General features: G+C 68.1%; 11 protein-coding genes. 5 read left to right on the top strand and 6 right to left on the bottom strand.

All coding sequences use genetic code 11. The features are described from left to right. Nucleotides 1–114: 114 nt before the first annotated feature. Both DIE16_RS16530 and DIE16_RS16525 read right to left on the bottom strand, forming a co-directional pair. A complete protein-coding gene (locus tag DIE16_RS16530; RefSeq protein ID WP_044843215.1) occupies nt 115–399 on the bottom strand; it encodes a hypothetical protein in 285 nt (94 codons plus the stop codon). Nucleotides 400–751: 352 nt separating this feature from the next. After that, complete coding sequence (locus tag DIE16_RS16525; RefSeq protein ID WP_124488212.1) at nt 752–961, bottom strand: hypothetical protein; 210 nt, start codon at nt 959–961, stop codon at nt 752–754. A 533-nt stretch (nt 962–1,494) separates the two neighbouring features. Between DIE16_RS16525 and DIE16_RS16520 the strand changes: the two genes are divergently transcribed. The 3 genes from DIE16_RS16520 to DIE16_RS16510 all read left to right on the top strand — a co-directional run bounded on the left by DIE16_RS16520 (nt 1,495) and on the right by DIE16_RS16510 (nt 4,612). Then, nucleotides 1,495–2,349, top strand: coding sequence for a helix-turn-helix domain-containing protein (locus tag DIE16_RS16520; RefSeq protein ID WP_044843213.1), 855 nt, complete (start codon nt 1,495–1,497; stop codon nt 2,347–2,349). A gap of 120 nt (nt 2,350–2,469) precedes the next feature. Continuing rightward, nucleotides 2,470–4,137 carry an ATP-dependent helicase gene (locus DIE16_RS16515; protein WP_124892801.1) on the top strand — a complete coding sequence of 556 codons (1,668 nt, stop codon included), beginning with the start codon at nt 2,470–2,472 and terminating at the stop codon, nt 4,135–4,137. Between the two features lie 13 nt (nt 4,138–4,150). After that, a complete protein-coding gene (locus DIE16_RS16510) occupies nt 4,151–4,612 on the top strand; it encodes a hypothetical protein (RefSeq protein WP_124666710.1) in 462 nt (153 codons plus the stop codon). A 53-nt stretch (nt 4,613–4,665) separates the two neighbouring features. Here DIE16_RS16510 and DIE16_RS16505 read toward each other — a convergent pair whose 3' ends face one another. Then, nucleotides 4,666–6,225, bottom strand: a complete 1,560-nt coding sequence (locus tag DIE16_RS16505; RefSeq protein ID WP_124520727.1) for a methyl-accepting chemotaxis protein — start codon at nt 6,223–6,225, stop codon at nt 4,666–4,668. 230 nt (nt 6,226–6,455) lie between these two features. On the opposite strand from DIE16_RS16505, the gene DIE16_RS16500 reads away from it, so the two are divergent. Then, on the top strand, nt 6,456–7,970 hold the full coding sequence (locus DIE16_RS16500; protein WP_124892799.1) for an MDR family MFS transporter: 1,515 nt from the start codon (nt 6,456–6,458) through the stop codon (nt 7,968–7,970). A gap of 91 nt (nt 7,971–8,061) precedes the next feature. On the opposite strand, the gene DIE16_RS16495 is transcribed toward DIE16_RS16500, so the two are convergent. Next, nucleotides 8,062–9,060: a quinone oxidoreductase gene (locus DIE16_RS16495; RefSeq protein WP_124892797.1), complete on the bottom strand. Its 999-nt coding sequence runs from the start codon at nt 9,058–9,060 to the stop codon at nt 8,062–8,064. 125 nt (nt 9,061–9,185) lie between these two features. Between DIE16_RS16495 and DIE16_RS16490 the strand changes: the two genes are divergently transcribed. Further along, nucleotides 9,186–10,178, top strand: a complete 993-nt coding sequence (locus DIE16_RS16490) for a LysR family transcriptional regulator (protein WP_124892796.1) — start codon at nt 9,186–9,188, stop codon at nt 10,176–10,178. Between the two features lie 13 nt (nt 10,179–10,191). On the opposite strand, the gene DIE16_RS16485 is transcribed toward DIE16_RS16490, so the two are convergent. Both DIE16_RS16485 and DIE16_RS16480 read right to left on the bottom strand, forming a co-directional pair. Further along, nucleotides 10,192–11,250 (bottom strand): porin, encoded by a 1,059-nt coding sequence (locus tag DIE16_RS16485; RefSeq protein WP_409364453.1) that lies wholly within the window; start codon nt 11,248–11,250, stop codon nt 10,192–10,194. A 130-nt stretch (nt 11,251–11,380) separates the two neighbouring features. After that, nucleotides 11,381–12,745, bottom strand: a complete 1,365-nt coding sequence (locus DIE16_RS16480) for an MFS transporter (protein WP_124892792.1) — start codon at nt 12,743–12,745, stop codon at nt 11,381–11,383. Nucleotides 12,746–12,967 lie beyond the last annotated feature (222 nt).

Genomic DNA, 12,967 nt, shown 5'->3' with positions numbered 1-12,967 from the left:
GATCAATTCCGAAGGCGCGATGACCGCGAGGTCATCGCGCCACATGGACGTTATCGAAGATCGAAAGGCGCGGTTCGCGCCGGGACGATCCCGGTGCAACCGGTATCGGGGTGATCAGTGTGGATAGCTCAACCGACGCGTTTGCGCGCGCGCCGTGCGGTTGTACGGCTGAAGCCGCGCGAGCTGTTCGATCGACATCGTGACGACTTCGAGCACATGCCGTGCGATCTCGTCGTCCGTCATGCCGGCGTCGACGTACTGTTCGATGCTCATCGTTCGGGGCGGATGGCTACCCGCGTCGGCGTCGACGATGTAAATCCTGGCAGTACGGTGCTCCGACGACAACACGAGCTGGACAGTTTTACCGAGAACGACGATCTGCATGCACAAAGTGGCCATTCGCTGCCTCCAATTGCGTTGCCTTCAATCGAGCATCGAACGATACCTCACAACCCGGGCGATGAATCTACTCGCTTCCCCGGATATTCGAAACCATCAGGAATCAATCGCGGGCCGGCTGTCCATCGCCTTCCGCGAACCTTTCTGCCGGGCGCGACGATCCGGGCGCGTCGCCATGCGGCAACGGCGCCACGCGGCAAAGGCGAGAAGGTGCGCGCGACCCCGCCGCGCCTCCGGGCGTCACTCGTGATTTTCGCTTTGAATGGGGGGCGCCCGTTCGGCGCCCCAATGGCTCACGGTGCATGCACCGGCCGGTCGAGCCGGCGCCCGTCGTGCCCGGGCAAACGACGCGCTACGCGTAGCGGCTCAACCAGGCTTCGGAGAATGCTTTCGCGTAGGCGACGGCGTCCGCTTCGGTATCGAATTCGCCCAGCTTGCGGAAAGCGGCCTCGCGGCTGAAACCCAGCTTCGTGACCTCGACTTGGGCGGCAAATTTGCCGTCCTCCGTCACGCGCGGTTCGCAGTTCATTTCGTACCCGCGCATCACAAATTTCTTCTGCATCGCTTCAACACTATTTTGAGACGGGCGAATCGTAGCATGGGGTTCCGCCGCGTTCATGCGCGTGCCCGACCAGAGCATCCCCATCGGTTTCATTAGAGTAAGCCGTCGAACCATCCGCGTGTAAGATCCGGGGCCAGCTGGCCCGACACGGACGCCATGTAAAAATTTGTCGCCGACGCAGCGGCACGATGCCGCGCTTCGGGTCGCCGACACGCCCTGCTCTGGTGCATTTCGTCGGCAGTGCGGTGCGATTACGTGCCGCTCGGCGAGGAATCGTGTCCCGGCGTCTCGCGATCCGCGTCCGAAGGTTGCGAACGGGCCAGGGGTGCCTGACGCACGCCTGCGGATCTAGCGTAACGTCGTGACACACCTTTCACAGAAAGGCACCGATTGCGACATGGAATGACACTCGTTTTGCGGTAAAGTTATCTTTTCCGCGCGTGGCCGGTCGGCTCGCCCCTGGACGTCATGAAGACTGTCCGCCGAGACTGCCGCAAGGCGTCGTTCTGAACGTCACGATCCGTTCCCGTAGCATGACCACTGAAGCAATCACCACGGATTCCCTCGCGGTTGCCGAGCGCGTGCGCGAGCTGATGACCCGCAACGGCATCGGCAAGCGCCAGCAAACCACCGAGCTGTGCCGCATCCTCGACCTGAGCTTTTCGCAGGGTCACCGCAAGCTGCGCGGCAGCAGCCCCTGGACGCTCGCGCAAATCAAGAAAGTCGCCGAAGCCTACGGCGAGCCCGCCGCTCAACTGTTCGGGGCGCAGACGCTCGACCCCGGCATGGTCGGCGCCTATTCGCAGGAGGCCGTCCTGTACGCCGGCGTCGCCGAAATTCCGTGCACCGCCTGGATCGGCGCGCCGCTCGAAGCCGGCGCGCGCCCCGAGTTCGTCGCGTACGAACAGAACGGCCGCTGGCGCGTGCTGCGCCATACGGGCGTGCTGTATCAGAACGCGTACGACGTGCACAAGATCGAGATCTATCCGCGCCGCGCGGAGAGCGACAAGCTCGTCGTCGCGGTGATCGATCCCGATCGCGTCAGCGCGACCGAGTTGTGCCGCTATCTCGAGCGGCAGGGATTCTCGACGGCCGCGTTCGACGGCCTCGCACCGTTCGTCGACGCGCTGCAGGGCCAGGCGTTCGACGCGGTCGTCACCGAATGGCTGTTCGACGACAGCACGGCCGCCACCGCGATCAAGGCGGTGCGCACGTCCGACAATCCGGGCGCGCCGATCTTCGTGCTGACGGGCGACCTGCTCACCGGCCGCGCGAGCGAAGCGGACATCAGCGAAGTGATCCGCGCATTCGACGTCGTCTGCTACGAAAAACCCGCGCGCATGGCGATCCTCAGCGCCGACCTCGCGAAGCGGCTCGCACGCGGGTAATTCCCGCACGCCGTCTACCTCTTTCGCATGGCCGGCGCCCCGGCGGCGCGGCGGTCGTGAACAGGTTCCTCAGTACAATAGCCGGACCCCGTTCACGACCGGCATCCGCCGCCCGACTTCATGGCCCGCCTCATTCCCGACGACTGGAAAAGCCTCGCCGCCACCGGCGCGGCCGAACGCGAGCGCGAGACGCTTGCCGCCCTCGAACACGCGCTGCCGGACAACTACACCGTCTATCACGGCGTGCACTGGACGCGTGCCGACCAGGGTTTCTCGGTGTTCGGCGAAGCGGCGTTCGTCGTCGTGAGCCCGGCCGGCCGCGTGCTGCTGATCGAGCAGAAGGCCGGCTTCCTGCGCGAAACGCCGAAGGGGCTCGTGAAGGTCTACCTGCAGAAGGAGCGCAACGTCCCGATCCAGCTCGCGCGCACGCAGGAGACGCTGCACCGGCGGCTGACCGCTGGGCTCGGCGCGGGCGTCTATGGCGTCGAGGCGCTGCTGTACTGCCCCGACTACGCGATCCGCGAGACGGCGATCGCCGGCGTCGCGGCCGACCGCATCGTCGATGCGTCGCGCAAGGCGCAGCTCGCGCAGGTGATCCTGCAGATCCTGCCCGAGCACGACGAGCCGCTGCCGAACGCAGCGAAGCTGCATCACTTCCTCGCGGACGAACTGGCGCTCACGCCCGACACGAGCGCGCTCGTCGGGCAAGCCGGCACGCTCGTCACGCGGCTGTCGGGCGGGCTTGCCGAGTGGGCGCGCCAGCTCGAGTTCACGCCGTTCCGCTTGCGCGTGACGGGCACCGCGGGTTCGGGCAAGACGCAGCTCGCGGTGCAGGCGATGCGCGACGCGGTCGCGGCCGGCAAGCGCGTGCTCTACGTGTGTTTCAACCGGCCGCTCGCCGACTACATCGCGCGCATCGCGCCGCCCGGCGCGAAGATCGCGAACTACCATCAGCTGTGCGACTGGGTCGCCCGCGACGGCGGCTATACGCCCGACTTCGACACGCCCGGCGCGTTCGAGCGGCTCGAGGCGCGCTTCGCGCAAGCGCCGATTCCGGAACGCTGGCGCTTCGATGTGCTGATCGTCGACGAAGGACAGGACTTCCACGCGCCGTGGGCGGCGGCACTGGAGCGCCTGCTGGCGCCGGACGCCGCGTGGTGGTGGCTGGAAGACCCGCTGCAGAACCTCTATCTGCGCGAGCCCGTCGCGCTGCCCGGCTGGGTCACGCTGAAGGCGCTGACGAACTACCGCAGCCCGCGCGACCTGCTCGAATTCGTGCGCGACGTCGTCGGCCGCGTCGAGCCGCTCGCGGCCGAACTGCGCTCGGGCAGCCCGTTCGACGGTTCCGATCCGTCGGTGTCGTCATACGGGGAAGACTGCGCGTCGGGCGACGCACTCGCCGAAGCGTGCATCGACGCGACCAAGCGCGCGATCACGCACGCGCTGTCGCTCGGCTTCCGCAAGCAGGACATCGCGGTGCTGTCGTATCGCGGCCGCGAAAGCTCGGTGCTCGCGCGGCTCGACCAGCTCGGCCCGCACCGGGTCAAGCGCTTCACCGGCAAGTACGACCTGTTCGGCAACCCTGAATATCGCGAAGGCGACGTGCTGCTCGATTCGATCTACCGCTTCAAGGGGCAGTCCGCGCCGTGCGTGATCCTCACCGAGATCGACTTCGACACGCTCGACGCGCGTGCGGCCCGCAAGCTGTTCGTCGGCGCGACGCGCGCGACGATGAAGCTGCTGCTCGTCGCGTCGGCTCGCTCGGCGGCGCAGCTTGCGGGTGGATGACGCGGCGGAACGCATGAACCGGAATTTCATTCACGGGAACGTGACTTATCGAAGCGTGATCGGGCTCGAACAAATACCGTCCTTCCACGATGCCGAACTCGTTACGATCGACCATCGTCCGACCGATCGAGAGTTGCGCCTTCGATTCAGTCGAGTCGGCGGTGACGTCAACACCTTCCGCTTCACCGGCGTCATCTGCCAGCGAGTGTTCGATTTTGCAGAACAGAACGTCGTGTCACGCCTTCTGATTTCCCCTGCCTACCCGTTCTCGGCAGCGGAGGTGGGCCAGTGGTTGAAATGGATCAACAGCAGAGAAGATTTCGAGGCGGCGAATATCGACGAGTCTCTGGCAAATCAGTATCTGGCCGATTTCGCCGCAGGTCGAAAGGCTCTGTTCGTACTCGATCCATCATGCGGCGCAGAGGTCGCGGTCTTGTGCGAGGCGATCGGGTTCAGCGCTCATCCCGCCGTCTGAACATCAGACGGCGTCACGTCGACGGTGAAACATGTCGAGGTAACCACCGTTCCTCAAGCTACCCGAAACGCCCCCACCGCCCGCCGCAGCCCATCGGCCTGCTCCTCGAGCGACGCCGCAGCCGCCGCCGCCTGCTCGACCAGCGCCGCGTTCTGCTGCGACACCTGATCCATCTGCGACACCGCGCGGTTCACCTGCTCGATCCCGTCGCGCTGCTCGTTCGACGCGGCCGCGATCTCGGTCATGATGCCCGTCACACGGCCGATCGCCTGCTGGATGTCCTGCATCGTCGCGCCGGCCACGCCGACCAGCCGCGACCCCGTCGCGACACGCTCGACCGACTCGCCGATCAGCGTGCGGATCTCCTTCGCGGCCGACGCCGAGCGCTGCGCGAGCGTGCGCACCTCGCCCGCGACCACCGCGAAGCCGCGGCCCTGCTCGCCCGCACGCGCGGCTTCGACCGCCGCATTCAGCGCGAGGATGTTGGTCTGGAACGCGATGCCCTCGATCGTGCCGATGATGTCGGCCACCTTCTGCGAACTCTGGTCGATCTCGTTCATCGTGCCGATCACCTCGCCGACGACCGTCGCGCCGCGCGTCGCGATCTCGCTCGCGTTGTCCGCGCACGCCTGCGCCTCGACCGCGTGATCGGCGTTCTGCTTCACGGTCGCCGTCAGCTGTTCCATGCTCGCGGCCGTCTCCTGCAGCGCGGACGCCTGCTCCTCGGTACGCTGCGACAGGTCGGTGTTGCCGGCTGCGATCTGGTGCGTCGCGGTCGAGATCGCTTCGGAACCCTGGCTGACCTGGCGCACCGTATCGGCAAGGCTGCGCTGCATGCCCGTCACGCCCTTGACCAGTTCGGCCATCTCGTCACGCGACGACCAGCGCACTTCCGACGTCAGGTCGCCGTCCGACAGGCGGCGGAAATGCGACAGCAGGCGGTTCACCGGTTGCGTGATCGCGAAATGCAGGCCGACCGCGCAGCCGAGACACGCGGCGAGACCGAACGCGATGCCGGCGATCGCGCCCGCGCGCATCCAGCCGTAATAGGTCTGCGCGGTGTCGTAGACGTCCTTGCCGCGCGCGGCCTGGTACGCGTCGAGCGCGTCGGTCGCCTGCGTGAGCGCGACCGACAGCGGCGGCGCGACCGTCATCAGCAGGCGGTCGGCGTCGTCGCGGCGTCCCGCGCGGATCGCGTCGATCATCGGCTTCAACGCCTGTCCGATCAGCGCCTGGCGCGCGGCGTCGAGCCGGGTCGCGAGCGGGCCTTCGTCGCCGTCGTGCGGCATCGTCGCGTAGGTGCGCCACGCGGCGTCGGCCTTCGCGAGATAGCCCTCGGCCTTGTTGACGAGCTCGGGCACGTCCGGCGCCTCCGGATGCAGCATCGCGCGGTCGAGCGTGGTGCGCACGATCGTCAGGTTCAGGCTCGCGGCGGACAGCGCGGTCTTCGCGGCCAGCTCGCGCGTATAGGCTTCGTCGAGCGCGCGGTTCGAGCGCTGCATGCCGGTCAGGCCGATCAGGCCCGACACGACGAGCAGCACGGCGACGAGCCCGAGCGTGGAAAAAATCCGCGTACGGATCGAGAAACGGGAAAACAGGGCGTTCAGGTTCATGACGGGACGGGAGCGATAAAGGGTGCCGCGGCAATCGGTCCGCGGCACTCTGGATTACGGTTTGCCTGCAAAAAACTTGAGCCCGACCCACCGTCGGGCTGATCGCGATCAATTTTTCCCGGCCGGCAATCTCCTGTTACCGATGCAACAAATCGAGGCCCGGCAGAAATTGACCAGGCAATAAATTATCTCTATATTTCGCTCAATTCCCTGCCATGGCAGATATCTCGATGAGAACCGATACCCTCCTTGCCCCGCCGGCCACCGACGCGGCCCGCCGCGATGCGCCGACCGGGCTGATCGTCGCCGCGCTGCTGCTCGTCATGCTGCTGTCCGCGCTCGACCAGACGATCGTGTCGACCGCGCTGCCGACCATCGTCGGCGAGCTCGGCGGCCTCGACCAGCTGTCATGGGTCGTCACCGCGTACCTGCTGTCGTCGACGGTCGTGCTGCCGCTGTACGGCAAGCTCGGCGACCTGTACGGCCGCAAGATCGTGCTGCAGGCCGCGATCGTGCTGTTTCTCGCCGGCTCCGCGCTGTGCGGCATCGCGCAGGACATGACGCAACTGATCGTGCTGCGCGCGCTGCAGGGGCTCGGCGGCGGCGGGCTGATGGTCGTCACGATGGCCGCGATCGGCGATCTCGTGCCGCCCGACCGACGCGCGCGCTATCAGGGGATGTTCGGCGGCGTGTACGGCCTCGCGACGATCGTCGGGCCGCTGCTCGGCGGCTTCCTGGTCGAACACCTGTCGTGGCGCTGGATCTTCACGATCAACCTGCCGCTCGGTTGCGTCGCGCTCGCGGTGATCGGCATCGCGTTCCGGCCGCACACCGCCCACGTGAAGCACCGGATCGACTACATGGGCGCCGCGTTCCTCGCGACGGCCCTCACCTGCGTGATCCTGTTCACGAGCGAAGGCGGTTCGCTGCTGCCGTGGTCGTCGCCGCAACTATGGATGACGCTGGTGCTCGGCGTGGTCGCGGTCGGCGGCTTCATCTACGAGGAGCGGCTCGCGGCCGAGCCGATCATGCCGCTCGAACTGTTCCGCCAACGCACCTTCGTGCTGATGAGCCTGATCGGCTTCGTCGTCGGCATCGCGCTGTTCGGTTCGGTCACGTTCATTCCGCTCTATCTGCAGGTCGTGAAAGGCTCGACGCCGTCGCAGGCCGGGATGCAGCTGCTGCCGATGATGGGCGGGATGCTCGCGATGTCGGTGGTCAGCGGCCGGCTGATCTCGCGGCTCGGCACGTATCGGCCGTTTCCGATCGCGGGCACGCTGATCGGCGGTGTCGCGATGGCGCTGCTGTCGACGCTGTCGCTCGACACACCGCTGCACACGATGTACGCGTACATGGCGCTGCTCGGGATCGGGCTCGGCATGGTGATGCCGGTGCTGACGCTCGCGGTGCAGAACACGGTCGAATTCCGGCACATGGGGGTCGCGACGTCGGGCGCGACGCTGTTCCGCTCGATCGGCGGTTCGCTCGGCGTCGCCGCGTTCGGCGCACTGTTCTCGCACGGGCTGCAGTCGCGGATCGTGCAGGCGCTGCCGGCCGGCACCGAGCTGCCGCCCGCGCTCGGCCCGGCGGCCGTGCACCAGTTGCCGGATGCGGTGCGCGATGCTTACCTGCATGCGTTCGCCGGGTCGCTGCATGTGGTGTATCTCGCGGCGGCCGGCGTGATCGCGATCGCGTTCGTGCTCGCCTGGTTCGTCGAGAGCGCGCCGCTGCGCAAGCACAACTGATTCGCAGGCCGGCGGCAGCGATCGCCGGCCGATCGAAGCCACGAGGCGACCGTTCTCCCGATTTGCGATCGCCGTGCCGCCCCGCCCGCCGTCACGGCACCAGCACCACCCCGCCCGTCGTCTGCCGCGACTCCAGCAAGCGATGCGCGTCGGCCGCCTGTTCGAGCGGCAGCCGCGCGCCGATCTCCACGTGCATCCCGCCCGCGAGCCGCTCGAGCGTCGCGCGCGCCGCTTCCCGATACCCCGCCACGTCACGCGCGATGAAACCCAGCACGCTCGGCCGCGCCAGCGCGATCGAGCGGACCGGCCCGAGTTCGTCGAGATCGATCGTCTGCCGCGCGCCGATCGCGGCGACCTGCCCAATGCTCGCGACCATCCCGAACGGCCGGACCGCGCCGAGCGTACGCGTCAGCACGTCGCCGCCGATTCCGTCGATCGCGTAGTCGACGCCCGCGCCGCCGCCGAACGCGCGGGCCGCCGCGACGAAATCCGCCTCGCGATAATCGACCACCGCTTCCGCCCCGTGCGTGCGCACCAGCGCCGCCTTCGCGGCCGAGCCGACCGTGCCGATCACCCGTGCGCCGAGCGCGCGCGCCCACTGCGTCGCCAGCAATCCGACGCCGCCGGCCGCCGCATGCACGAGCACGGTCTCGCCGGCGCCGACCTGCCGCACGCGGTGCAGCAGCATGTAAACAGTAATGCCCTTCAGCAGCCCGGCCGCGGCCGCGTCGTCGCTCACGCCGTCGGGCACGGGCACCACGCGCTCGGCAGGCAGCGTGCGCAGGCTCGCATAGCTGCCGGTCGGCAATCCCGCATAGGCAACGCGCTGGCCCGGGACGAGCGCCGTCACGCCGGGCCCGACCGCCTCGACCACGCCGGCAGCCTCCACGCCGAGCGCGTCCGGCAATGCCGGCAACGGGTGCGCGCCGGTCCTGAAATAAATGTCGACGAAATTCACGCCGACGGCGGTCTGGCGAATCCGCACCTCGCCGGCGCCGGGCGGCGCGACGGGCGCATCGACGCGGCGCAGCACGCCGGCGTCGCCGTAGCGGTCGATCCCGATCCGCGTGGCGGTGGCAGTTTGGGTCATGGCGTTCCTCTCGATCGAATGAAGTGACACGATCATCCCATCGTGCATAATCGAACGGAATTCCCGTTACGCGCCCATCTACTGTGCAAAATTCGACCGAACCAACGGCAGTGTCCGCGCCGCCGATGAGCTGGGACGACCTCCGCTATTTCCTCGCGGTGATGCGCGGCGGCAGCCTGTCGGCCGCGGCGCGGGCGCTGCAGGTCCAGCATTCGACGGTTGCCCGGCGCATCGACGCGCTGGAGTCCGCGCTCGGCATCCGGCTGTTCGACCGGCTGCCGCGCGGCTGGCCGCCGACCGACGAAGGGCTGCATCTCGCCGAACATGCGGCGCGCGTCGAAACCGACGTACATGCGTTCGCGCGCGCCGCGCAGGGGGCGGCGGCGCTCGAGGGGGTGGTGCGCGTGTCCGCGTCGCCGGTGTTCGCGAGCCACTTCCTCGCGCCGCGGCTCGCCCGCGCGCAGCGCGCGTGGCCCGCGCTGCGGATCGACCTGATGGGCGAAATGCACGCGGCCAACCTGTATGCGCGCGAAGCCGACCTCGCCGTGCGCTTGTCACGACCGAACGAGCCGGGGCTGGCCGCGCGCCGGCTCGGCACGATGCGCTTCGCGCTGTGCGCGTCGCCCGACTGGGCCGCCGCGCCGCCCGACACCTGGGCATTCCTCGGTTACGACGACGCGCTCGCGCAAATGCCGCAGCAGCAATGGCTCGAGCGCTTCGCGGCCGGGCGCCGCTTCGCGTTCGTCGCCAACGACCTGGCCGCGCTGCATCGTGCGTGCGTGGCCGGTGCGGGAATCGCGTTGCTGCCGCGCTTTCTCGTCGACGATCCAGCACTCGACGCCCTGCCGGCAGCGTCCCGGTCGCCCGGCGAATCCGAAACCGGCGGTCCCCGCGACGCGGCCGGTGCCCGCGCCAACGCCCACCAACCCGCCCGTGCCGCCGCGGCAACCGACGCAGCCGCCCCCGCGGCGCTCGTCGAACTCACTGCCGCACCACGCTGCGACATCGAGCGCGAAATCTGGCTCGTCGTTCATCCTGACGTGCGCCGGTCGCCGCGCGTGCAACGCGTCGCGGATGCAATCGCCGACGCGGTGCATGCGGCCGACGGGCGGCTCTGACGCCCCGGCCCCGTCAGAACTTCTGCTGCAACCCGGCCATGATTCCCAACTGGTCACGCCCCGCGTCGACCGTCCCGCCGGCGGCGACGGCCTTGGCCGCCGTCGGGCCGTTCAGCATGTAGCCGACCGACGTATAGACGCGCGTGCGCTTCGACAGCAGGTAACTGGCACGCCCGACCAGCAGGGTCGCGCTCGCGCCGGTATTGCGCGCCGACCCGCGTTGCAGGTAGCGCGTGCCTTGCGCGTCGAACGATACCGCCGGCGTCCGCGCGTAGGTCACGCCGGCGAACAGGATATCGGTCTGCACATGGGCCGAGGCCGCGACGTTGTTTCGTATCCACCCCGCGCCGAGCTTCGCTCGCCCCACCAACGCGTAGCCGTCGACGACGGTGTGCGTGCTCGTATGGGCGCTGCTGCCTAGCGGCGCCGCCGCGCCCGGTCCGCCGCGCTTGACATCGCCGGACGCGGCGAAACCGAAACGCGGCGTGTCGTATGCGACCAGCGCCGTATATTGCCGGCACGCGAGCGGATTGCCGGGCACCTGCCCCGCGCAGCCGGTGGCGGAGGGGCCGGCCGGCCCGGCGGCGTCGCGCCCGAAGCTGTAGGTGCCGCCGATCGTGAATCGGCCGAACTTGCCCAGGTAGCCGATCGCATTGTCGCTTCGAGCATTCGGCAGATACGCGTCGAAGTTGCTCGGGGAATGGATCGACGGCCCGATCACGTCGGCGTTGGCGAGCGCATGGGCCGTCATGTTCATCTGCCTGCCGAGCGTGAGCGTTCCATAGGCGCCGCCCAGCCCGACGTTCGCCTGCCGGCCGAACAATCGCCCGCCGCCACCGAGCCGGCCCGTGCCGGGCTGGAAGCCGCTTTCCAGCACGAAGAACACCCGGTATCCGCCGCCGAGCTCCTCGACGCCCTTCACGCCCCACCGCGACGGCATTGCGCCCGTCAGGTGCGGCATGTCCACCGTCGATCCGCCCTTCGCCGCGCGGTTGTAATAGGAAACGCCAGTATCGACAATGCCGTACAACGTCGTGCCGCCTTGCGCATGCGCGATGCCGGATGCCGCCATCAGCGCCCATGCAAGCGCTCGCCGCTTCGCAACCGTCCGCCTCTCAGCGGAACCGGTCCGCATGACCGGGGCTTTCCATGCGCCACACGACGCAGCGCCCCGTCGTGCCGCATTTGCGCCGGCGCACTGCTCAGGATTGCTTGACATATGCCTGCTGCCGTTCGCCGGGGCTGCCCGCCTGATCTCGATGCGAAGCCGAGCGTCGATGATCGATCAGGCCGACCGCGAGCGCCGCCGCCAGCGCGGGCAGCCCGATCGCCATGAAGTTGCGCTCCAGCGGCAGATCGATGCCGACCAGCACGCCGATGACGATCGGCGCCAGGATCGCCCCGCCGCGGCCGATGCCCAGCGTCCAGCCGATGCCGGTCGAGCGGATCGCGACCGGGTAGAACTGCCCCGCATACGCGCAGTTGACGATCTGCGTGCCGATGGTCGACGCGCCGGCCAGCCCGACCAGCACGAACAGCAGCGCAGTCGGCATCCTGTAGCCGAGCAGCGTGATCGAGATCGCCGCGAGCAGATACATCGAAACGAGCACCGTCTTGATCGGAAAGCGATCGGCCAGCCAGCCGCCGCCGATCGCGCCGACCATCGCGCCGGCGTTCAGCACCAGCACGAACGTCAACGCGGAACCGAGGCTGTAGCCCGCCCCGGCCATCAGCCGGGTCAGCCACGAACTGAGCGCGTACACCATGAACAGGCACATGAAGCAGGCAATCCAGAACATGACCGTGCTGAACCCGCGACCGTCGTCGAACAGCCGGCGCACCGGCGCGTTGCCCGCCTGTTCCTCCCGCGGCAAGACATGGCAGTCGTCCGGTCGGGGCCGGTAAGCGGGATCGAGCCGGCACGCGATGCGCGCGAGCTCGTCCGTCCTGCCGCGCCTGATCAGGAACGACATCGATTCCGGCATCCATTTCATGAGCAGCGGGACAAGCAGCACCGGCGCGCCCGCGGCGACGAACACCGACCGCCATCCGTACGCCTCGATCATCCCCTTGCCCATCACGGCCGCCAGCATGCCGCCCACCGAATAGCCACTGAACATCAGCGTCACCAGCGTGCTGCGCATGCGGCGCGGCGCGTACTCGGTCATGTGGGCGATCACGTTCGGCATCACGCCGCCGATGCCGAGCCCCGCCAGAAAGCGGGCGGCGCCGAACAACGCGGGCGTCGGCGCCAGCCCGGCCGCCGCGGTAAAGACGCTGAACAGCGTCAGGCAGGCCGCGATGGCCCGCCGGCGCCCGATCCGCTCGGCGACGGTCCCGAACACGATGTTGCCGAACATCATGCCGAACAGCGCCGAACTCACCATGAAGCCGGCATGCGCGGGGCTGACGCCCATGTTCTTCATGATCGCCGGCAGCGCGATGCCGGCCACCGCGAGATCGTAGCCGTCGAACACGATGATCAGCGCGCACCAGAACAGCACGACACCGTGCAGCGGGCCCAGCCGCGCATCGTCCGAGAGCGCCTGCAGATTGATTTGACGCATGGAGTTCCTTCCTTTTCCAGTGGGGAGGCTTCGAATCAGTACGATCGGCCGGCCCGCATATTTAGTAGTTATCCGAATTTATTTACGAGATGCACCGGCTTCCGGTCGAACGTCGACGCAGTGTAGGAAGCCACAATGATTCCCACTATCCGGAATTTGCAGGCCGCGCACGAATTCAATCCGTTTTTTTCTCACGCCGGGCGCTATCCGGATTTTTCCTGA

The organism is Burkholderia sp. Bp9090, from assembly GCF_003857985.1.
GTDB lineage: Bacteria > Pseudomonadota > Gammaproteobacteria > Burkholderiales > Burkholderiaceae > Burkholderia.
The sequence above is the reverse complement of the archived record's forward strand: the minus strand, read 5'-3'. Positions and strand labels throughout refer to the sequence as shown.